This is a genomic window from Leucothrix arctica (genome assembly GCF_003172895.1).
Classification (GTDB): domain Bacteria; phylum Pseudomonadota; class Gammaproteobacteria; order Thiotrichales; family Thiotrichaceae; genus Leucothrix; species Leucothrix arctica.
On record NZ_QGKL01000042.1, the window covers coordinates 447,284 to 470,242 of the forward strand.

Here is a 22,959-nt window from a genome sequence, read left to right on the forward strand (position 1 = left end):
TAGTGCTGGAACTGTGTTTATACGTGGGGCATATTAGCACTATTACTAGTTTCTCCATCAGCGACGGACAACACATGTTAAACGAACTGCTTTCAGCTTGGCCCATCCTTATAGCGCTTATGGTAACGGGTGTTTTCGCAGGTATTTTGGCAGGGCTACTGGGCGTAGGTGGCGGTATTGTCATCGTACCTGTGTTGTATTTCTTGCTACAGTTTTTTGATGTATCGCCTACCAGTGCCATAGAAATAGCCGTTGCAACGTCTCTTGCGATAATCGTTCCCACGGCCATTTCTTCGATTAGAGCGCACTACTTTAAAGGTAATGTCGATTTACCGATTCTGAAATGGTGGTCTGGTTTTATTTTGGTGTTCGCGGTTATTGGCAGCTTGCTCATAACGTACGTTAACGGTGAAAGCCTGACGCTAATGTTTGGGGTGATTGCGGTTTGTGTGAGTTTAAACCTGTTATTTCGAGCAAGTGCGCCATCACTATTTTCAGAACTTCCTAGTAAGCTATGGCAGGGAGTTATGGCGTCACTGACAGGCTTGCTCTCAGTGATGATAGGGATTGGCGGTGGGACATTGGGCGTGCCTTTACTGACAAGCTTCAACGTCAAAACACATCGAGCAGTAGGGACAGCCGCCGCATTTGGGCTGGTGATAGCCTTACCTGCTGTGATAACGCTATTACTAGTAGGTCAAGCACCTACTGACGCACCTTTCGGTAACTTCGGTTTGGTCAACGTACCCGCGTTTCTAGCGATGGTGCCTTTGACGGTAATGTTTGCGCCTGTTGGTGCTCGTATTGGAGCAACGTTAGATCAGGCGCAGTTGAAGCGGGTGTTTGCGGTGGCGCTGCTTATAACAGGTAGCCGCATGCTATATCAGGTTGCATCACTCTGATTCAACCCGCTCAAAAGTAGGCCTAACCAACACCAACTTATCCGACTCACGCGTTTTCTTATGAATCATCAGCTTACCCACCGAGTTATTCTCAAGCTGATAAAGCCGCTTACAAATACCACTACCCTTAGGGCTAGCAAAGATCGGAATCAACCCAAGCTTCACCGCAATATCATGAATATTCTGCGCATTCGCATCATCCAAACTATCAATCTCATCCACATAAAACGGCAGACGAATAGTCTCACCAATCTTCTTCTTACCTGAGATCGCTTGGTTAAGCATCGAGATGAATATAATGGTCTTAACCGTTATAGAAGTACCGTTACTTTCAAGGTCAAGACTCTGATATCGCTTCTCTTTTCCATGCGTATCAACCACGATAAGCACCAAGTCATACAGGTCAGCAATGGTGATATTCACCTTATCCAACAACGGTTTAATCGACCCCATCAAGTCATCAATAGACGACTCATCAAGACCACCAAACAGAGGCAGGTCGTTTTCCTTCCACTCTTTGATTTTCTGAACGCGCTGATACCACTCATTTTTGCCAATCACTATCTTGATCGACTGCAAGTTAGAAATCGTCTGACTAGAGAGCAGTTGGTTCAAGTTGTTTAGGTAGCTATCAATCGCATCCACGCTATCAATAATGCCGCGACAATGTGACGCAAAGCTGGTGAAAATACGCTTCCATTCGTCATTGATGCTTTTCTCTTGCTCAGGAATCGCTTCCAGCTGGTTGCTTAAGAAGCCAATGGCATCAGTATTGGTCAGTCCCGCAAGGTGTATAAAACGACTACGCAGCTGCTCAAGGTTTTGCGCAATTGCACTACGGTCTTCACCCAACGCTTCAAACTGCTTACGGTATTCATCGTACAGCGCTTCAAAACTCAGCGTATCGTAGATCACTTCCGTTTCGATCCAATCACTATCAGGCGAATGACTTTCAATCCAACGCTTCTGACCTGTTAACACTTCAATCTGTTGACGCGTCGTTTTGATGTTTTCAGCAAACTGCTTCACCTTCTGACGAATCTCATACGCCTTCTCGTCAAACTCACCCATCTCATGTTTATGCTGAACAATAGCCGCCATGATCTGTTCGCTTTGCTCAATCCACTTCTGGTAATCAACCTTAGCCGCTTGCCAGTCTGCATGTTTTTTCAACTGTGCGTTAATCGCCGCCAGCGAGACTTTAATCTCATCAACACGCTTCTGTAACGATGCTTGCTCACGAATAGAATTGATCTTTTCGCGCAACTCATTACTTTCAGTGGTCAGCTTATCTACCTGTTTTTGCAAGAATTCAGGGTTACCCAATTGCTGCAAACCAAGTGCCGATACCGACGATAAATCAACACTCAAACCCGGTAACTTAAATTTGTCACCGTCAGAAACAACCAACTGCTGACTCAGGAAAGCTTTAAGCGCCGTCGCATCTTCTACTTCAAACTTGTCACTCAGCAAGCTCCACAACTCAACATTGCTCAGCTTATAAAGGGTGCTTAGCTCACTATCACTCAATACGCTCTTAAGCTGCACATACAGTGTGCTAGACAAGTTATTCAGTTGTAACTGAGTCTTGCTGAGCTTTTCTTGTTTAAATGCTAGGCTGTTTTCCAAGGCACTTAGGTCGTTATTACGCACGTTAAATAGCTTTTCTTGCAGGCCATCTAGCTCTTGTTCTAGGTTTGCCGCTTTCTGCTTTTCTAACTCAACCACTATCGTATTGCACTCACGAGTCAAAGCCTCATAGCGCGTAATATCGTTATTGATCACACCTAAGCGCTGATCTTCACGACTAATAGTGCTTTGCTTATCTTGCTTCGCCAGCGTGATCTCAGGCAAGCGATCTTTAGCGCGTGTCTGCTGGTCTTGGCAAGTCTCTAGCTTCTCATTGAGTAGCTGATCTTCCTCTGCAAACAGCTTATTAGCTTTTAGGTGATAACTAACCAACTTACCTTGGCGCTTTTTAAGCTGCTCAGTACGTTCGATTAGGTTTTCAATGGTCAGCTGGTTATCTTGCAAACGTCTTAACGCATCTTGCTCCTTACGCACTTTCTCATAAGGCTCGCTAAACTCACGCTGCACATTGATCCGTTGTTCTTTTTCCATCACCGAGTGATTGACCTGTTCAATCTGAGCTTTCAGGTCTTTTATGCTAATGCCTTTAAGTTGTAACAACTGACGGAATAAACGCTTAAACAAACGATAATCGCGCGTATCACCAATCAAGCCTAAACCACTTGGGTTTTGCTTTTGGCTAAATGGGCGAAGCAGGGCGCGGTGATGTTTTGACTCTAACTGGCGACCTAATAACTTGGTACTAAACAGCGGAAACAGGAAGTCAGGTTTCTTCGGCGTCAGCTTGCCGTCGGTATTATCAATGAAGTCATTACTGTCATATTCACCATCCAGCAAAAACTTCTCAGGCTGGCTACCAAAGCCCGTCGCACTCAGGCCAAACACCTTCTTGCCCGTCAGCGTGTTTAGCTCAAACAGAATGTACGAACCCACCGCAGGGAAGTAATGCTTCCACGTCTCATCCAGCGTGTAACCAAAGTTTATCTCTTTAAAGCTGTCGATATATAAGAACTGTAGCGTATTGATAATCGACGTCTTTCCGCGATTATTCAGCGCCACCAAATGCAACGAGTCAGATAAATCGAACTCCGCATACTGGCAGTTCGCAGAGTTAATTAAGATGATTTTAGTCGGTTGAAGTTTCATGCATCACCTTTGCTTGCGGTCTTAGTCTGCTGTTCCAATATGTCTAAACTCAATTGTAAAAAGCGGTGTGTCGGGGTCAATAAGCGTAGGAAGTTATCCGCCTCACGGTACTCAACAAAACCCGAACGATGCATATTATTCAGTAAGCTATGCAGCTGTCGTGTCTCGCCAACTTCCATGTTCTGCATGTAGTTGCGGTAACGCTCCGACTTAAAATGCGGCAACTGATCACATTCAAACCCTTGCTCGTCAAATAAGCTCTCGATGATATCTTTACCACCTGATGAAATAGACTCCACCATAATCGTCACGAACACCAAGCAACGACGGGAATAGTCATTGGCGCGCTCGTCGTTATCATCTTTAAGGTAGTAGTAATCCAGCTCATGAACCAAGGTGTAGCCCAGTGTCGCCAATTCCGTTTGATAGGCTTCAAGGTTGTTATGCAAAAAGTGATACAACTCACCCGTGTGCAGTGACAAATGCATACCGCCGACTAAGGCTTGAAACACGTCCTTCTTACCCGGAATGTCGAATACAGACGGTGTCGTCTCTGCGACAGTGCTAAATAGATCAGTCATCCGTGTCACCTTTGTAAATGCTTATACCTTGCCAAGTCTCATCGCCGAGTTGGTAGTTTTGTAGGTCGTTTGTAATCGTAATATTGTGTCGCTTTTGATGCAGGCAAACCACCGTGACTGCGCGTAGCACTTCATTGGCCGTCAGCGAGTCATGGGCTTGTAAAAAGTACTCAACGACATTGGTTTTTGCAGGCATCTCGTCCAGCAACTTGAGCACCGCTTCTGTTTCTAATGGCGACTGCGCTGAACTCATCGCGTCATCTAGCATAATGCTGTCAGGCTCTGTCTGTAGCGACCAGATATCCGCCAGAAACCCTCGCGCGCCACCCATGGTGATGTGTCGTTCACGTCGTAACAAACGGCCAAATGGGAAAGAGGGCAGCTCGCTGAACTTGCCTTGTTCTAGTTGATTGAAAATGACATTCGCCGCATCAACCAGTTTTGATTCTTGAGTGAGCTTTTCACGCAGGGGGGTCAGCTCCTGCTGCGCTTCGTTTAAGTCGTGTCGTGTTTGCTCGTTTAGCTGGGCACGTCTGGCACGGCTTTGTAGAAACAGTTGGCGTAGCTCAGTTTGTCCGCTAAAGCGCGCTTCGCCGATCTCTAACATTTGTTTCAAACTATCCATAATCGTACCGAACGATCCCGACGGTGAAATCATTTCACGTAACGGCTCAAGGTACTCATCCCACAGGCGATTGGCTTCGGATAGTCGCTCGCGGTAGCTGAGGTTTTCGTCGTTTGACTTGAGCTTACGAACATCGTTGATCACGCCTAAACGGTTTTGCGAAGACTTCTGAGCAATGTTATCTAACTCACGGCCTAGCTTGTTTAAATTGCGAAGCGTGAGTGCAGTCGAGTCATCTTCATAAGCGCGTTTGAGGTCGTCAATACGTTGCTGTAATGCACTGATGTAGCCTTGGATGATCGCTGAGTTAACAGGTTGCGATTCTTGGTAGAGATACTCCAAAAACTCACGGTACGGCAGGGCTAAGATGAAACGCGGGTTGTAGTCGTTGGTTTCAACAATGATGCGGTAGTTGAGCAGTTGTTGGAATATGTAACCGCTGTCTGGGCCAGCGCTGTTTTTGGTCGCGTCGATGCGTTCCAGTAGTTCAGGCTCGGTGAAGCCTTGCTCGTAGTGGAACAATACGTCTGCTAGCTCGAAGTATTCGCTGAGTTTGTTAACCCGTTCTTTGGGCTTGTAGTAGCGGAAACCCATTAGTGATTTACCCTGTTGGCCAATGGCTCGACTCTTGTTTTTTGTTGGGTTGTGATATAAAAAAGAATATTGTGTACTTGATAAATTTCAACTATGGTTTATTAATTATGAAAATTACGATAAGCAATATTATAATTGAGATATTTTTAGTGCTCAACCATGATATTACACTATTAATAAAGTTTGGACACCAACTCCCTTCTCTGGAATTAAATGGTTTTATTTCTGATTTAATCAATACTGGTGAGAAGATTCTAGAAAAATAATCATCAACATTTTCATATAAATTATGCCCAGAGTCATAAAACCTATTTATAAAATCTGTTCCAGCAAGACCTTTAAAACCAACTCGACCAGCCATTCCTGCTCCAGGAATAAACATATGACTTAAAATTAATATTTTATCTTTTGTACCGCATTCGTTTATAATATTATTAATGGAGATCTTTTTTCTTATTTTATGCCAAGGGAAATCTGAAGGTAAAACACTACTCATTAATATGACTTTATCAACTTTGATTGAACAATTTGATGATAATGACTTTAGGAAGTAACCAATAATATATGTACCAAAACTATGACCAATGAAGTTAACACTATTATTAGGATAGTCTTTCAGTAGGTCTATAATTTGTTCGGAAAACTTATTTACTTCTTTGTTTCTAGTAAATGGTAAGAAAAATCTTACCAAGTCAAAAAAACCAAAATTATAGGAAAAATAGAAAATCTTTTCTTTATGGTGTTCAATAACATCCGTTCTTAGTTTTTCTTGCCAGTTGCCATCAGTCCTAATTCCATGAACACTGATCAAAACTGACTTACTTGACGATGAACTATTATTATATTTCTTTTTACTTCCAGCCATCCATTGAATATGCTTACCTAGACTCTCTTTCCATTCAGAGTGAAGAGGGCTATAAAAGTTAATTGAGAAGTTGAATGATTTAAAAATACCAGAGTATTCATGTAATAATTTTTGATGTTGAGTAATAGCATAAACCGTGTCTGGTCTATTGAATTCACCCTCAGTATCATGATCTAAAGTATTGAGCAGAGTTATACCGCCGTCAGTTATAGGATTACCGTTATCTCTATTGGGTATATTAAGATCTAGAATTAACAAGTTTACTTCGAATCTCTCTAAATAATCTAGTGCGCTTTCTATAGATTCAACACTTTTAATGTTAGAAAGCAAGCCACTCAAACTATTAATGTAATTGATTATATCATCACGCTTGTTAATGTTATCTTCAACAAATAAAATATTAAATGCCACTAGTTAATTCCTTAGGTATTAGTTTTATAAATTCTTGTTTCCAATTACTGTATCTTGAATCATACATGACAGAACCTAAATATATATTAGAATAGTCATTATCAAGTGTTGTGTTAATATCTTCTAAAGTAACTAGCTGGCTATTTCTCCCGAAAACATCGAACTGTGTAAACACTATTACAGGAGTAATAATCTCTTCGTAATCCATCACGTCTAAGATATCTTTTCCACCTAGCGCTCTCATTCTTCCAGACCCAGACTTCTCACCATTAAATGTAGGTAGAGACATATCAAGAACAATTAGATCAAAATTTGAATTAATAAGCAGGTCTACAGTTTCGTCGAATGAATAGCTTTCAGTGAATTGAAAGTTATCATAAATAGAAAGAACGTCAAGAACATCAGTGATTTTCTGAGGTGTGTCATCAGCTATCAGTATTTTATGCATTGGTACCTAGTATTATATCAGTATTGCAGTTAAATCTAACGAAAAACATATCGTTTACAGTTTCTACTATCACTTCGGACGATTGACCAATATCCTTGTTGAGTATTTTTTTAACCTTACATACGCCGCTTCCTTTGTCCTGATTTGCATACTTCTCGAATTCTGTTAGCCTTATTGATTGAATTTCTTGGGCTCTTATTTTTAAATGGCTGATTTTGCTTTTATTGCAGGTGTTAGATATATTGAAGTTTATGATGTTGTTTTCAATATTAACTATAACATTTATTTCTAAGTTATTTCTCAAGCTAGCATGTTCGAATGAATTAGTTATTAATAAGCTGAAAATATCAAAAAAATTCGGGATTAAATCACCGCGTATTAAACAATTATGATGAACCTTATTATTTAATTTTGCTGTAGTCTCTGGAAAGTAGTTTGATATATTATCAAAAACAATCTTTACTATTGTATCTAGTGACAAGGGGTGTTTACTAGTCTTTTTATAATCAAACCAAGTTGTTAATTCATCTATACTTGCGCTAAACTCAATTTTTGTTTTTGAAATATGACGATGTAGGTGAGTGTCATTCCCTCTGATGTTTGACATAAGTTTATCAAAACATTTAGAAGTATTTTCTTTAAAGTCTTCAGATATTCTTTCTTTAGCCTCATCAAGGCATTTGTCTAGCATTTCATCAAGCTGTTTAAAACTAAATTCTATAAACTCTTCAACCGATGTGCTTGTATTTAGACAGTCTAAAAACAAATCAAGTTGCTCATAATCAAATCCAAAGTTGAAAATTTTATTTTCATCTAAAAATTCACCAGTGTTTACATGAATCCAGCTTTTCGCTTCTGTGATTAAAGAGTCCATGCTTTTTGTAAAAACTACTAATGCTGTATTTATTTCTTTTAGCGACTCCTTTGTGCGTAACGAGTAGTGATTTTTCCAAAAATCATTATCTTCATATTCCCCATCGCTATTTTTTTCACATGAAAGATTATTAGCTTTTATTGGGCTCCAAAGGTGGTTAACCATGCCACCATGTCTTATATTTAAATTTAAATAATTATCAAGACCATAAGATTTATTGACTGCATATTCATCGCGTATGTGAAGAAACATTAAGCCAAGTCTTTTTAGTTTTTCATCAACGATATAGAAGTAGTTATCATCTTCATCACTATCTCTATCTCTAATGTGGCTATCTCTAATGTGGCTTTCTTCCAGTCGATGCACACCTTTTAACCCCTCTTTTAATGACTTGTAATCACTGCTAATGCCACTTATTATTATTGGTTTAAGTTTATCCTTGTCAATTATAACTTTACCATTACCAATTTCCCCACGTACCATTTCACCCAAATATGACTTTGATATTTCGGAGAGTTTTTTAATTATGGATTTGTTTTTTATAGAATAAGAAATATTATAGTTAATAAGACTTCTGAGTAATTTAATGCGAAATAATATTACATCATCTTGACCATTAAAGAACCTAATTAAGCCATCTAGTACATCTTCTGTAAGTATTTCTTCTACAAAAAAACTTAGCTTTTCATTATATGGAAAGTCATTGAAATTGTAATTGCTTGTAATTTTCATTTTTCTAAAATACTGATTACAGCATAATGATATCTTTTGTAAAAACTCTCCGTTTCTTTGGTTGTGGAAATGATAAACGATGGCGAGATTAATTAATGAGTTTTCATCTAATACCTTTATTGATTTAGCACATTTATCTATTATGTACTCAAGGGGTAGCCTGTATCTTCCATCGTTAGATAAAAGTTTTTCGGCTGAAAATCCGAGTAATTTCTCATAATCTCCCATATTACATAAGCATCGTATAGATCTTAAGAGAGCATGGTCGTGAATTTGTTTATCCGCATTAGAAATAGAATTATAACAATCTAAGGACTTAGGATAAGAGTTATTATAATAATGCGTATCTGCTATTGCTTTAGAAAGTCTATCATCATCAACACTTATACTCTTAAATTCAGATGTGATTAGTCTTTTTCCTGTTGACTCTCTTCCAGTTTCTTTCCAAAAATCTAACCATATCTCATCATAAACTGGTTTGGAATCAATATAACAACAACTACCAAAGTCTGATGAAAATGGATTAATGAAAGTTGATAAATTTTCAGAATAATCGTAGAGGTAGTTAATATCAGAGTCATCTTTTCCCTCTCCATATTTTTTCAAAGATCCTGTTAGGATAAATGACCAGTCGTTATATGAATGAGATAAGGCAATCTTTCTGAATACATCTAAGTCTAGTTTATCATATTTCCCTGAATTGAATTTTTTGAAATACTCTAATACTTCTCCAACAAGTCCCTCTAAGCTATAATCTATATCAACTCTAGATACGCACTTAGATAGTAGTTCTAATATAATTAGGTTAGATGGGTCTTCATGTACTAGTTTTTTTAGAATATCAGAACACTCTTCATATTTACCTTGGTAATAGAGTTTGCAAGCATCTAAAAAGCTAATGTTATTTTTTGTTATTCTTGATGGTTTTTTAAAGCCACTCTTATAACAAATGAAATCAATATTTTCGTCATTAATTTTTTTTGATATTCCCTCTAAAAAAAAGGCTGCTTCTTTCTTGTGTTTTTTTGATATATGTCTAATTAGCCTTATGCAATTAGTATAGTAATCAAATATAGGTAGAGTTTGAAGCCTAGCTAAAATAACCTGTGGATTTTTTATATCCATGCTTGGGCTATAAAGATTTAAAAACTCTACCTCTTTATATTCATTGAGACCTATTTTTTTCATTTCTTCCATATTGCTTTCAATTAAGAAGGTGTATCTGGAAGCTGTTATACTTGGGTTTATTTTGGTAATTATATTTGATAAGTAGTTTTCAGAATGCTCATTACCAACTGGGTTTATATCCAAATAATCATTAAATATGTGATTGTTTGTATCATTCCTGTGAGTTAATAGTTCTGCTTCAGTACCCCATACACTTAAACCATACTTATTTTTAAAATTAGAAATTATTTTTTTAGCTTCTTCAGTGTACCCTAGTAGATATTTTTTTTCGAACTCCTGTCTTAGGTATATATACTCATTAATTTCATTTGAATAAGCATTGATTAGATCAATAGCCCATTCTAGACTTGACATTAAGTCTATTTCTTTAGCGCTATAATCTAATATCACATGGCTTTTTCTTCTGCTTATGCTACATAAAGCTATTTCTCTTAAGTCTTTATGATTAAAAATATATTTTCTTCTTTGTGACTTGTTCCTGCTTTTTTCAATTCTTAATTTATTTAAAAATAAAATAGATTTTTTATTTCTTTCTGTTTCATTTTTTATATAGGTGATCTTTCTAAGGTCATCTAACTCTTTTGACGAGACTGGAGTGAACTTTTTACCGGATTTAACTCTTTTCTTTTTTAATTTGTTTCTAGGCATAAGTTTTCCAATTAGCAGAGTTTTTTTGCATATTCTTGCAATCTATATATATATTGATTATTCTAACATAGTTATGCATGAAGATTAAACATAACTACCTTACTGGCTATTCAGAGATAAGCAAAGGAAAAGTGTTGGGAGCAAACACAGTCTTTATCTAATCATTAGCATTTTTAGGATATTTTCTAAGGCTTTGGCACTGTTATCTACCGCCTAAAACCTGCAACAACACCGGTATAGGATGCTGTATCTTCACATCACTAAAACGCTTCACCTGACAACGGCAAGAGTAACCCGTTGCCAATAGCTGAGAAGTATCCTCAGCCTCACTAATCGCAGTTTTCCAGCTTTGTTCGTAGATAGTTTTCGATGTTTCTACGTTACGTGCCTCGTGACCATACGTTCCCGCCATACCACAACAGCCTAACGCCTTTGTTTTGAGCGTGACGCCAAGCTGCTTAAACACTTGCTGCCATTCCCCTACAGATGAAGACACATTGGTTTTCTCGGTACAGTGTGGAAGTAGGGTAAAGCTTCGCTCATCCTTAAGCTGTATCAGCCTCTCTTGAATGAATTGCACCTGTGATAAATAAGCTTCGTCGACGTACTTCGCGTATCCCAATATGAGTATGGATTTCATCAGGAGTTTTCTAAGCGAGACTATTCATAGTAGAGAACGAAACTGCAATAGCTTCTAGGTTACTAATGATTTAAAGGTGATATTTTCTCTGTATTGGCTTACATTGACCTTTATGCGCACCTTAGTTTAGTGAAGTCATGGAAGGCTAGAATTTCTCTTGGGCGCAACTGGTAAATAGTCTTTTTGTTTAAATAAGCGAGCTAATTATGACAAATCAAAAAAGTCTCATTGAATTTTGGGATGTGCAATTGAGAAGAATATGGGATGAGGGTTATGCAGAAAAATTATCAGATTACTTACGATCACTAGATGTTAAGACCATTTTAGATTGTGCGGGTGGTTCAGGGTATCCAGCGATTGAATTTAAAAAAATGAATTGGGATATCTCTTACTCAGATGGTGTTGAGGGGACTGTTGATTTCTTCAAGAAAAAGATGATAGGTGCCGAAGTTGATATCCCTTGTTTTTACTCTAAGTGGGAAGACTTAGATGGTAATAGACCTGAGACTTATGATGCAGTCCTGTGTAGAGGAAATTCTTTCATCTCAATTAATTCTTATATAGATGAGGTACTCGACCCTCCGTCCTTTGAAGAAAGTTATGACAATATGAAAAAAGCGGTAAAGGCCTTTCATAACTCGCTTTCCCCTGGCGGTGTTCTTTACATAGATATACCTGTCAAAGAGGTTGCCAAGCCTGAAAAACCTTACTCTAGAGTAGATACAGACAATAAGACATTTGAAGACAAAATATCAGGTAGCTATGACCCACTCACAAAAATTAGAGAGCTAGTAATTGATTCTCACAACTTAATTACTGGAGAAAAGGTTTATTATAAAACCTACCAATATCCAATCAGCAAGGAAGAGCTATACAAGCTTTTGGACGAAGCTGGCTTTAGCAAGGTTTTACAATCTCCAGTAGATGAGCCTCAGTACATGGATGCATTTGTTGCGTTTAAGTGATAAGTCTTTGCTCAATCTGGGAGGAACAACATGGCACATTTTCAGCACAAGTCGCTTTGCCAATAACAGTTATTCAGAAGCTTTGAGTTTCATCATTTTATGATATAAAGCAACAGGCGTTAGCATATCGTCAAGTGTTCCACCTAAGTCTAAATGCTCACGCACCCATACAGGCATTCGTCCTCGTCCTGACCAGACATTACTTCCTTTCTTGTATTTCTGTATGGGTATGCCACTCGCGCTTTTGTAGCATTGCTTATAAAGTTCAGAAAGTTCATCTACGCCTAAGTGTTTGTTTTTTATGTAGATGCTATTAGTTATGTCGTTATTATTTTGATTGCTTGATGATTGAGGTCTATTGCTTTCTCGCATGTCATTACTCCAGGCTGGTGTTGTCAGTTATTTTTATTTTCAATATATCGAGAGCCGTAGGGCCTTATATTTATTGATTAGATATAGTGATGGGGCAAATAAAAATAAAGTTGCTTACAAGTAGGAGTAGGAGTCGCAATGAAAGATGTTCAGTCTCTCTGATAAAAACAGATGAAAGGTAAATTTGTGGGTAGCTGCTTTGATTCAAAGCAGTAAAACTTTATAAGGCTTAATTACACGTTAGACCCTACAGCGGCTTCAGGAGTTTTATTAACGACTTAATATCTTGCTGAAGTAAAGCTTGTCGTTGCTTCGATTCCAACAAGTGCTTATTCAATTTCTTGATTCTTAGATCCATTTCCTTCTCGACTAAATACGACTTTAATGCGAAAGCTGCACCCAATGCACATATCAATGCGGCCAAGTAAAAGCTGAGTATTTCAGTAACCGAAAACGAAAAGTTGAGACTTTTAAACACGCCAAGAAACATGGCGGTCGGCCATGTAATACACGAAACACATCCCACTAAGGTAATAATATTAGCTTGTTTTAAACTTATCGTATTAATCAAAACCTTGTTTTTGTTGTTCACAATCACCGGAATAACGTACTGATGGAGGTAATAGCCATTAATAGACAGAATAATCACAATTGTTAGCTTTGCCCATATTTTGTGGTTTAATAACAGTTCGGGTTGAAAAAAAATATAGAAAACTAAAAACGACAGCCCAGACAGCCAAAGAATCACGAGCCCTACACTGACTACTTTAGAAACAAACTTTATTATCTGAATATTTTCTTTAGTGATCGGGTATTTGTACATTTTCCTAAGAATATACAGATCCAGTATCCACGCACCACCTACACCAAATGCTAAGCCAGAAAGGTGCCCGAATATAATCAATGATTTAAGGTTACTGACAAGAAAAGAATCCATATTTAATTCAACTTTTAACAGAATGGTTCATTCAATTGATGCTAGAGCAGCGCTACGAAAAGTGTCAATGGCTATATGACAAAGTCCATTCTTCGGCTGTTGAAGCGGTCTGAAGCCCTTTCATCCCACTCGTCTGAACACATATCGCGCAACTCGCTCCGCTAAGTAATCAACCATTAGCTATGCACACAAACCCTTCGTAAGCTTCCAGACATAATATTTACTTAAGTCCTGGAGACAACATGGCACATTTTAACCGCAAGCCGCTTTATACATTCATGCTTACATCTTGTATGTTGTTGGCCGCAAACAGTCATGCTGACAGTACTTTTGACGCTCCACAACTGCTTGCAAAAAGCCTAAATACATCAGTCATCGCAGATACGGTTGAGAACACTATCTCGCTATCAACTGCACAAGACACAGACACTTCATTTCTAGAGATCGTCAGTCAACCGTCAAATGGTGTGTTAACACTCTCTGGGTCAGACTCAAGCGTTCAGTACACGCCAGACAGTGGCTTCGTGGGTAGTGACTCTTATAGTTATCGTGTCAGTAACGAGATAGAAACGAGTAACACGGCAACAGTGACAGTGGATGTGGTTGCGGCAAGCCCCGTCAATGCTATCTCTAACTATACTGCCAGCAATGCTGTGAGTGTTAACGGTGACATTTCAGACTGGTCAAATTTAAACTTGTTTGATTACGATGCTATCGATGTGCCGTTTGGTGCAACTGACCGTATCGACTTAAGACGTGCAGGGATCTCTCATACTGACGACACGACTTATATCGTTTATGAAAACCGCAACACGGTAGATCCTGACAATACCAGTGACGGTATTTTGGTATGGGGTTGGCAGGCTTATTTAGACACAGACAACAACCCAAGCTCAGGCTTTAAACTCAATGATGAAGTCGGTGCAGACTACTTAGCAGAAGGTAAGGCTTTGTATAGATATACGGGTAACGGTAAGACGTGGTCTTGGACTTGGGTAGGCGACACTAACCCTCAGTTTGACACTAACATCGTCGAGCTAAGCTTTGACCGTAGTTTGTTAGGCAGCCACAGTAATGTGAAAGTCGCGTTTGTAGGTAATAACAAAGCCTATGGCGGTACCAGCGTTGATTTTTACCCTGAAGAGAGTGGCTTTGCTTATTCCTTTGGTGACAGCTTTGTGGGTGTGGTGACTGAGGTGGTTGTAGAGCAGGGAACAGCGACGTCTTCTGATGCCAATAATCCGTTTGATACAACAACTAGCACTACAAACAGTAGCCACTCTAGCAGTGGCGGCGGCAGTGTTTCATGGTTGTTCTTAATGCTCTCATCGCTATTGGTTTTTCGCCGCTTTCGGGCTTAAAGTCAAAGGCTTATGTAAAAAATAGCTACTTTATGTCAACAGATGATCTTTTGGTTTGAGTTCATCTGGTGGCTGCCTATCTAGCGCTTCACAGACTGATATTTCAATGTTTCTACACATTGCATCCAACGGCAAGCCATTTTGAACATTCATAAAAGGCCTTTCAAGTTCGTCAGTGACGGCTTGTAAACCAAAGAATACATAGGCTACTACGGCTGTAAATACAGGTGCGAACCAAGATGCCGCCTCGATTAATGCAAATGGTAATAAAAATAAATAAAGGTATGTGGTTCGACCTACCAATAGCGAATAAACAAAAGGTAGTGGGGTAGACTTAATGCGCTCACAGCCCGCTTGTGCTTCTGCGAATGAGGCTAGCGTCTGTGAAATAGTTAAGAGCCCATAACCACTAATTTTACCTTTTTGCTCAAGGTCTTTAATTTTCTCTGCAATAACGTTTAATGAAGCATCTGCTGGGTTTTTCTTAGAAAGCAAGGTATCTGCTGCTTGCTCACCGACCCATGGCAGTATCTCTTTACGGACATTAATATTGCGAAGTGCGCCACGGTGTAAGTGAGCATATGCAATGGTATAGGACAGTAGGCTTTCACGCGCCTCACCTTTGCCAACGAAGATGTTTAAGTGGCGGCCTAAATTTCGAACATCTGCGATTAACACGCCCCAAAGCTTACGAGCTTCCCACCATCTATCGTATGCAGCGTTATTACGAAACCCAAGAAATAAGGATAGCGCAACGCCAAAAACACCCATGACTTGAATTGAAATATGGGGCAGTTTGATAACATAAGTGTCTAACAGTATGACCATCACAGACAGTGATGTAAGGGTAATAATTTTGCTTATTATTTTTGGTACAACCGACCCTTTGCTCGAAAAAAACAGCTGCATGATTGACGGCGATTCTTTTATTATCATTTTTAACCCTTACTCACCAACACGATTGAGAGTTAGTCGTGTATATCAAATTGCAATGAGTTGATTATCACTAGCTGTTGGTTATTTAGCAACTGATGACTTTTACATTGTTGATTACCCTGTCTATATGGCACTATTACCGGATCATAAAATACATAGGAGATAGGTAGTCATCGCTACCAGCTATTACCATGAAATATAACAACATATTAGATACCATCGGTAACACGCCACATGTTCGTATCAACAAATTATTTCGTGATGACCTTGAAGTTTGGATGAAAGTTGAGCGTTTCAATCCGGGTGGAAGCATCAAAGATCGTATTGGTTTAGCGATGATTGAAGCCGCTGAAAAGTCTGGCGAGCTAAAAGAAGGTACAGTCATTATCGAGCCTACCTCTGGTAATACCGGTGTTGGTTTGGCACAGGCAGCTGCGGTAAAGGGTTACCGTTTAATTTTGACTATGCCTGAGTCTATGTCTATTGAGCGTCGTCGCTTGTTGTTAGCACTTGGTGCTGAGCTTGAGCTTACGCCAAAAGAGAACGGTATGGGTGGCGCAATTGCTAAGGCAACTGAGCTTGCTGGCGAGATTGAGAACAGCTGGATTCCTCAGCAGTTCAACAACCCTGAGAACTCAAAGATTCACCGTGAGACGACGGCTCAAGAGATCTTAGCTGACTTCCCAGAAGGTTTGGATTACATGGTAACGGGTGTTGGTACAGGTGGTCACATTACAGGTTGTGCGGAAGTACTTAAGCCTGCGATGCCTAACTTAAAAGTGCTAGCGGTTGAGCCAAGTAAGTCACCTGTTATCAGTGGTGGCGAGAAAGGTTTACACCGCCTACAAGGTATCGGTGCTGGTTTCATCCCGGGTGTTTTAAACACTGAGCTTTTGGATGGCACTGTTCAAGTAGAAGACGAAGCATCATTTGAAATGACGCGTCGTTGTGCAAAAGAAGAAGGTATCTTGGTCGGTATTTCTTCAGGCGCGAGCTTGGCAGCGGTTAAGTCGATGGAAGCTGACATTCCTGCAGGTAGCAAAGTATTGGTGTTTAGTTATGACACGGGTGAGCGTTACTTATCAATCGAAGACTTATTTGTTTAAGTAGTCGATGATTGAGGAAGTATGGGGTCTCCATGCTTCCTTAGTCAGTTTCATTCAATTATTCACTCTTCTTACACAATCTTTACAAAAACCTAACACCTCCTTACAAACTTACGCTCTGATTTTTGGTCTAATACTGGTTATCATTTGATGACAGGAGTAAATCAGAAACCATGAATACTATAAAAAAAATTATATTAGGTAGTATCACACTCGGCATAGCAGGCATCGCTTCTGCAGAAACAGCCCCTCAACGACCACAACGCCAAGGCCCACCACCACAAGCTATTGAAGCATGTAACAACAAAGCTGTAGGTACTCAGTGTAGTTTCACCGCTAGGCGTGGCGATGTACAAGGACAGTGCGCACAAACACCTAGAGGTCAAACGACCTGTCGACCAGAAGGCAGACAACAAGGGAATCGACGGGGTGCTAATGGTGACAACAATGCTCGACGTCAAGGTGGCCGTGATGGTAACCAGCAAGCGCGTCGTCAAAATGCTGGAAATGGGAATCAGCAAGGTCAACGTCGTCCGGGTCGCTCTCATTCAATACTAACGAGTGCGCCACTCAAGTTAATACCTTCTACCGCAGCACCTATCGCTGCTAATAAAGTGTCAGTCACTGTATCAGGCGCTCAGCGAACGATTACTGCCAATGGTATTGCGAAGCATAAAACAGGTGCATTTCCTAACGGACATAACCCACACGGCATTGCTGAGCAGAAACATGTTTATAGCGTGCCACTCAATCCACAACTAGCCGCTAACAAGACTGATATTCGCATTGGTAAAGTGGGCATTGCAGTCAACGGTGTATTAATCGAACCTGCGACGGCAGAAGTGTATAAAGAAGCACGTGATTGGCGCTACGAAGCACTGTCAGGTGCGGTGCCATTGGGTATTGACTCTAACTACGCACACGTTCAACCCGGTGGTAATTACCACTATCACGGTTTGCCAACAGACCTAATGAGAAGTTTAGGGGTTCACCAAAGCAAGCACTCGCCATTAATTGGTTGGGCAGCTGACGGTTTCCCTATTTACGCACTGTTTGGTTATAAGAACGCTAAAAATATTGGCGGTGGCATTCAACGTGAGTCATCAAGCTATCGTTTAAAAGGCACTCAACGCCCCGGTGGTAACCTACCAACAGGTAAGCCTGATGGTACGTTTGCACAGGACTATGCCTATGTTGCTGGTGCAGGAACGCTAGATGAATGTAATGGTAAAATGACGGCCACACCAGAGTCACCGAATGGAACTTACGCGTACTTCATTACCGATACTTTCCCTGTTATCCCTCGTTGCTTGAAGGGTACTCCGTCAAGTGACTTTACACGCCGTGTAGCTGTCGCTGGCGGCGCTCGCTTCTAACAATATTTAAGGGGATTTCTATGCGTTTACATCATTTTATTGCTGCCACGGTTCTAACCACTTGTTCAGTGGTATCCCATGCGGCGACTGTAAAGCCCAACATCCTGCTAATCATTGCCGATGATATGGGGCTGGATGCGTCTCACTGTTACAACGTCGGTAAAAACCAAGCGAACATGCCTAACATCGAAAAGATGTGTGCAACTGGTATGGTGTTTGAAAAGACCTATGCGGCACCTGTTTGCACACCGACTCGCTCGACAATCATGTCGGGTATGTATGGTTTTAGAACGGGCGTTGGTTCAGCCATTTCTCGAACGAATGGAAATGGCCTTAGTGGTGACACGGTTAGCTTATTTGATCGACTAGATAAGACTGACTACGCAAAGGCGATCATTGGCAAATGGCACCTTGCTAGCTCACGAACTGACATTAATCACCCCTCTGAACTGGGTGTAGACGACTATTACGGTTTGATTTCAGGCGGAGTGCCAGACTATTACCAATGGACGTCAGTCAGAAATGGCGTTGCTAATCAGGAGAACGGTTACGCGACAACGGTATTCACTGACCATGCGGTTGACTGGATTGCAAAGCAACAAGAGAACCCGTGGTTCCTTTGGCTTGCATATAACGCGCCACACACGCCATTTCATGTGCCGCCAAACTCGCTAACAACGGCTAACTTAGTGGATGACGCTGCTGAAATCAGAAGTAACCCATTACCTTATTACAATGCTGCACTTGAAGCGCTGGATACAGAAATAGGGCGTTTACTCTCAACGATGAAGCCTAAGGTTCGAGATAATACTGTGATCATCTTTATTGGGGATAATGGGACACCGGGACAGGTTGCTAGAAGTTTCTATGGGCGCGGTCGCGTCAAAGGCAGCATCTTTGACGGCGGTACTCATGTACCGATGGTGGTGACTGGCCCAGGTGTCACTAAAGGTCGCTCCAATACTTTGGTTAATACAACGGACCTTCACGCAACAATTGCAGGTTTAGCGGGTGTGACGGTTAACAGCCCTGATACGCATAACCTTATTCCTGTATTTGCAGGTCAATCAGGTAAGCGCGATTTTGTTTATGTTGAGCACTTCTCTGACGCTGAAGCAAGACGTGCTGATGTTCATGGCTGGGCGATACGTGATGACCGTTACAAGCTGGTTGCGGCTAAAGGTGAGCCACAAATGTTGTTTGATCTAGATAATGATCCACAAGAGCGAACTAACTTATTAGTTGGGTATACTAGTCCTGAAATTAGTGCGGTGATTGCTAAGTTGACGTCAGCCCATGTGGCGCTTAAGAAATAACAATAACTTAGTTAGTTGAGCTATGGGCAGTGGGTTTTAATTTACTCACTGCCTTTTTTGTTGTCGCATTAAGTTAGATCAACACTAATATCAGCGACTTATTTAAAATAGACAATATAGTTTTACAGTGGCTTCTGTTAGTCTGCCTCCACGACTAAAAGGGGCAGACTGTGGCGATTAAACCAACGATTTATAAAGCACGTATTTCACTCTCAGACTTGGAGCGTGACTATTATGATTCCATCAGTTTGACTATTGCACAGCACCCATCTGAGACTCTAGAGCGCATGATGGTTCGTGTACTCGCTTACTGCATAAACGCCCAAGAAGGCTTAGAGCTAACCAAGGGGTTAGATGAGGTCGAAGAACCTGATCTATGGGTGCGTACGATGGATGAGCAAACCAAACTTTGGATTGATGTTGGTGAGCCTGCGCCTGACCGCGTTAAGAAGGCATCACATCGCGCTCAAGCAGTTAAGGTTTATAGCTTTAACACGAAGTCAGATGTTTGGTGGTCGCAAGGTGAGAGCAAGTTTACGGGGCTTAAAGCGTCGTATTACCGTTTTCCTTGGGACAGTATTGAAGCATTAGCGGGTTTAGTTAAGCGTACGATGGACTTGTCTGTGACGATTACTGGTGATTCTGCTTATATTGCGGGTGATAACGGTGAAGTTGAAGTGTCTTGGGAAGTGTTGCATACCGTTTAAAGATACAAAGACTGTTAGTACAAGCAAAAACGCAATACCAAGCTACTGGTATTGCGTCATTTAACGTCCTCCATTCACAACGATAATTTTTAGCCTTCGCTGTTCTCAATGGTGATTTCTGTTTCATCCATCATCACATCATCTGAATCCATCTCAGAAGGCATATCCAAATCCATTGGAGCCTCATCAAATGCTGGCTCAGCGTTGTCTTCTTCCATCACCATGGTGTTTACTGACACACACTCATCAACGTAAGCAGCTAGCTCTTCACCCGTCATCTCACTTTCAATACCGATATCATTGCAGTCTTCTGTAATCAGATTGAGTTCGTCTTGACTCATTTCATAATTGACTGGCGCTTCATAACCTTCTGTATCCACTGCAGATGCAACTGATGCGAAAGAGCAGGTTAGTGCGACTGCTAGTACAGAGATAAAAAGTCTGTTTTTCATTTTTATGCATTCCTGATTTGTAGGTAGGTTTTTGTTCTAGTGAGTGAATTTATACGCCCTAAATTAACATCCCTCCAACAATAAAAAATCGTCGTTACGATCAGAAAAAACGATTAATATCTGTTGAAACTAAATACATATTTCTAGCTTCAAACATCTTGTAAAACCTTATTTGGAAACGGTATGGATATCGCTCACTTAAAGACATTTTTAGAGATTTATCGGATTAGACATTTTGGTAAGTCAGCTGAAATATTATGTATAACGCAGTCGGCAGCCAGTGCCAGAATAAAACTGCTTGAGGAACGACTCGGCGTTAAGCTATTTACCAGAGATCGGCATGCGATCGAACCGACGCCCGCTGGACATCGTTTTCACAAATACGCTGAGATGACAGTCAGCGGCTGGGAACAAGCACGCCTCATGATCGCGCTACCTGAGCGATACAATAATTCATTGTCCATAGGTTACCTGCCAGATGCTTGGCATTTGTTCCTTAAAAACTGGATGGATGATATTCAACGAAGTACCCCAGACACTGCGCTCAATATGACTATTCATGCGGGACAAAATGTTCAGGAGTTGATACTCGGCAGCGCCTTGGACATAGGCTTTGTATTTGAACCCATAAATTCACCACGCCTAACGAGTGTCAAAATCACGTCACTGTTATTGCAGTTGTTCTCAAATCAGCCAGATACATTATTGGCTGACGCGGTGTCTGATGGTTACATCATGGTTGATTGGGGGGCACGTTTTGAATACGAACACTCAAAAGCATTTCCATACTTTCCTGGCGCGTCGTTACGAACAAACTATGGGGTGATGGCATTGGACTTAATGAGAGAGGGTAAACGCTCTGCTTACTTGCCCGATCAGGTAGTGGGCAATAATGTTGATCATCAAGCGCTGTATCTAGTGGATGGCGCGCCAACGTTTGAGAGGCACTTATACGCAGTGTATCGTTCGGGGAGTGATTCGTTGACACTCATAGAGACACTGATCGATCAGATCATTCAGCTTAGCGAAGAGGGCGCATAACGGTAAACTGGCAGACATTGAGTGAGCGCCTGTCAGTCTACAATTTTTTAGTCGTAATCAAAATAATCCAAATATCTAGCTCTTAGTTTTGCCTTTTTGAACTCGATATAATCATCCATACGACGTTTGACTTTTAGACGTCGACTAATCTGTTTTTTCTTTGTCTTGTTTGATTCGTCTTCAGTCTCGTCAAAAATCTCTTCTTCATCCCAGTCATAATCATTAAAAAACTCATTACCACCGATGCTTTTACTCATCTCTATCACCAATTCACAATAACTATCAAATAGCTCTGACTCATGCAGAGGATGAGTATTTTATACCCCTGATTATCTCGGCTATCCAACAATAAATACTGCTTGGTTTAATCGTTTTTAGTGATGGTCAATCATGGATGAAAGTGACGCTTTAGGCCTCGTTATTTATTTGCTATTTAACAGCCAATAACTGTTCAACAAACTCAGGCACAATACTACTGGCGAGGCCTTTTATTGACTGATCAAAAGTAGCACTGGTTTCACTGTCATCTAGGTTTAACTCTACCGTTCTTGCACCACATATTTGGGCATGCTTAGAAAATCCAGCAGCGGGATACACTTGGCCAGATGTCCCAATAGATATAAACAGATCACAGTCTTCTAACATTTGCTGAATTTGATCCATCAGAAACGGCATTTCGCCAAACCAAACGATGTGAGGACGAAGGTTACCGGCCTTACTACAACATTCACACACGCTACTTTCATCAAGGTCGTTTAACCATTGATAGGAACGAAGCGTATTGTTACAGCGTGCCTTATCCAACTGACCGTGCATGTGGATCAAGTTTCTACTTCCCGCACGCTCGTGTAGGTTATCGACGTTTTGAGTTACAACCACTACCTTGCCATCATATTCACGCTCTAGCTTTGCTAAAGCATGATGTGCAGCGTTCGGATGAACATCTGTATCATGGAGCTGTTTACGTCGCTCATTGTAAAAACGATGTACCAGTGAAGGGTTGGCAGCAAAACCTTCTGGCGTTGCTACCTCTTCGATACTATGGTTATGCCATAAGCCATCACTGGCGCGAAATGTCTGAATTCCAGACTCGGCAGATATCCCTGCACCGGTAAGTATCACGATGTTTTGTTGTTTACTGCCCAT

At 40.7% G+C, this 22,959-nt stretch carries 21 protein-coding genes; 8 read left to right on the plus strand and 13 right to left on the minus strand.

Features of this window, described 5'->3' with window-relative positions; all coding sequences use genetic code 11:
• The first annotated feature begins 74 nt into the window (after positions 1 to 74).
• On the plus strand, positions 75 to 902 hold the full coding sequence (locus DKT75_RS19160) for a sulfite exporter TauE/SafE family protein (protein ID WP_109825835.1): 828 nt from the start codon (positions 75 to 77) through the stop codon (positions 900 to 902).
• Here DKT75_RS19160 and DKT75_RS19165 read toward each other — a convergent pair.
• The 7 genes from DKT75_RS19165 to DKT75_RS19195 form a co-directional block, all read right to left on the minus strand.
• Positions 894 to 3,638, minus strand: coding sequence for an AAA family ATPase (locus DKT75_RS19165; RefSeq protein WP_109825837.1), 2,745 nt, complete (start codon positions 3,636 to 3,638; stop codon positions 894 to 896). The two genes, DKT75_RS19160 and DKT75_RS19165, sit on opposite strands and share 9 nt — an antisense overlap.
• Positions 3,635 to 4,219: a condensin complex protein MksE gene (locus tag DKT75_RS19170; RefSeq protein ID WP_109825839.1), complete on the minus strand. Its 585-nt coding sequence runs from the start codon at positions 4,217 to 4,219 to the stop codon at positions 3,635 to 3,637. The genes DKT75_RS19165 and DKT75_RS19170 overlap by 4 nt, the downstream gene beginning before the upstream one ends.
• Complete coding sequence (locus DKT75_RS19175; RefSeq protein WP_109825841.1) at positions 4,212 to 5,438, minus strand: hypothetical protein; 1,227 nt, start codon at positions 5,436 to 5,438, stop codon at positions 4,212 to 4,214. The genes DKT75_RS19170 and DKT75_RS19175 overlap by 8 nt, the downstream gene beginning before the upstream one ends.
• A 91-nt stretch (positions 5,439 to 5,529) precedes the next feature.
• On the minus strand, positions 5,530 to 6,714 hold the full coding sequence (locus DKT75_RS19180) for a response regulator (RefSeq protein WP_109825843.1): 1,185 nt from the start codon (positions 6,712 to 6,714) through the stop codon (positions 5,530 to 5,532).
• Entirely contained in the window at positions 6,704 to 7,162 is a 459-nt protein-coding gene (locus tag DKT75_RS19185; RefSeq protein ID WP_109825845.1) for a response regulator, read from the minus strand. The genes DKT75_RS19180 and DKT75_RS19185 overlap by 11 nt, the downstream gene beginning before the upstream one ends.
• The gene (locus DKT75_RS19190; RefSeq protein ID WP_109825847.1) at positions 7,155 to 10,604 is read right to left on the minus strand and encodes a hypothetical protein; all 3,450 of its coding nucleotides are present in this window, start codon (positions 10,602 to 10,604) and stop codon (positions 7,155 to 7,157) included. Before DKT75_RS19190 ends, DKT75_RS19185 begins: the two co-directional genes overlap by 8 nt.
• Positions 10,605 to 10,806: 202 nt before the next feature.
• Entirely contained in the window at positions 10,807 to 11,244 is a 438-nt protein-coding gene (locus DKT75_RS19195) for a (Fe-S)-binding protein (RefSeq protein WP_109825849.1), read from the minus strand.
• 206 nt (positions 11,245 to 11,450) lie between these two features.
• On the opposite strand from DKT75_RS19195, the gene DKT75_RS19200 reads away from it, so the two are divergent.
• Positions 11,451 to 12,209, plus strand: a complete 759-nt coding sequence (locus DKT75_RS19200) for a class I SAM-dependent methyltransferase (RefSeq protein ID WP_109825851.1) — start codon at positions 11,451 to 11,453, stop codon at positions 12,207 to 12,209.
• Between the two features lie 69 nt (positions 12,210 to 12,278).
• On the opposite strand, the gene DKT75_RS19205 is transcribed toward DKT75_RS19200, so the two are convergent.
• Both DKT75_RS19205 and DKT75_RS19210 read right to left on the minus strand, forming a co-directional pair.
• Positions 12,279 to 12,581, minus strand: a complete 303-nt coding sequence (locus DKT75_RS19205; protein WP_109825853.1) for an H-NS family nucleoid-associated regulatory protein — start codon at positions 12,579 to 12,581, stop codon at positions 12,279 to 12,281.
• Between the two features lie 247 nt (positions 12,582 to 12,828).
• Positions 12,829 to 13,518, minus strand: a complete 690-nt coding sequence (locus DKT75_RS19210) for a hypothetical protein (RefSeq protein WP_109825855.1) — start codon at positions 13,516 to 13,518, stop codon at positions 12,829 to 12,831.
• 242 nt (positions 13,519 to 13,760) lie between these two features.
• On the opposite strand from DKT75_RS19210, the gene DKT75_RS19215 reads away from it, so the two are divergent.
• Positions 13,761 to 14,879, plus strand: coding sequence for an Ig-like domain-containing protein (locus DKT75_RS19215; RefSeq protein WP_109825857.1), 1,119 nt, complete (start codon positions 13,761 to 13,763; stop codon positions 14,877 to 14,879).
• 30 nt (positions 14,880 to 14,909) lie between these two features.
• Here DKT75_RS19215 and DKT75_RS19220 read toward each other — a convergent pair whose 3' ends face one another.
• A complete protein-coding gene (locus DKT75_RS19220; protein ID WP_109825859.1) occupies positions 14,910 to 15,815 on the minus strand; it encodes a bestrophin family protein in 906 nt (301 codons plus the stop codon).
• Positions 15,816 to 16,006: 191 nt separating this feature from the next.
• Here DKT75_RS19220 and cysK point away from each other — a divergent pair, with 191 nt between their 5' ends.
• The 4 genes from cysK (at position 16,007) to DKT75_RS19240 (ending at position 20,320) form a co-directional block, all read left to right on the plus strand.
• Positions 16,007 to 16,921: a cysteine synthase A gene (gene cysK / locus DKT75_RS19225; RefSeq protein ID WP_109825861.1), complete on the plus strand. Its 915-nt coding sequence runs from the start codon at positions 16,007 to 16,009 to the stop codon at positions 16,919 to 16,921.
• Between the two features lie 173 nt (positions 16,922 to 17,094).
• On the plus strand, positions 17,095 to 18,297 hold the full coding sequence (locus DKT75_RS19230; RefSeq protein ID WP_109825863.1) for a YHYH protein: 1,203 nt from the start codon (positions 17,095 to 17,097) through the stop codon (positions 18,295 to 18,297).
• Between the two features lie 20 nt (positions 18,298 to 18,317).
• Positions 18,318 to 19,613, plus strand: a complete 1,296-nt coding sequence (locus DKT75_RS19235; RefSeq protein WP_109825865.1) for a sulfatase-like hydrolase/transferase — start codon at positions 18,318 to 18,320, stop codon at positions 19,611 to 19,613.
• A gap of 170 nt (positions 19,614 to 19,783) precedes the next feature.
• Complete coding sequence (locus DKT75_RS19240) at positions 19,784 to 20,320, plus strand: YaeQ family protein (protein ID WP_109825867.1); 537 nt, start codon at positions 19,784 to 19,786, stop codon at positions 20,318 to 20,320.
• A gap of 89 nt (positions 20,321 to 20,409) precedes the next feature.
• On the opposite strand, the gene DKT75_RS19245 is transcribed toward DKT75_RS19240, so the two are convergent.
• Entirely contained in the window at positions 20,410 to 20,772 is a 363-nt protein-coding gene (locus DKT75_RS19245; RefSeq protein ID WP_109825869.1) for a hypothetical protein, read from the minus strand.
• 183 nt (positions 20,773 to 20,955) lie between these two features.
• Between DKT75_RS19245 and DKT75_RS19250 the strand changes: the two genes are divergently transcribed.
• Positions 20,956 to 21,813, plus strand: coding sequence for a LysR family transcriptional regulator (locus tag DKT75_RS19250; protein ID WP_109825871.1), 858 nt, complete (start codon positions 20,956 to 20,958; stop codon positions 21,811 to 21,813).
• Positions 21,814 to 21,860: 47 nt separating this feature from the next.
• Here the strand turns inward: DKT75_RS19250 and DKT75_RS19255 are convergent, their stop codons facing one another.
• Entirely contained in the window at positions 21,861 to 22,070 is a 210-nt protein-coding gene (locus DKT75_RS19255; protein WP_109825873.1) for a hypothetical protein, read from the minus strand.
• 172 nt (positions 22,071 to 22,242) lie between these two features.
• Positions 22,243 to 22,959 (minus strand): Sir2 family NAD+-dependent deacetylase, encoded by a 717-nt coding sequence (gene cobB / locus DKT75_RS19260; protein ID WP_109825875.1) that lies wholly within the window; start codon positions 22,957 to 22,959, stop codon positions 22,243 to 22,245.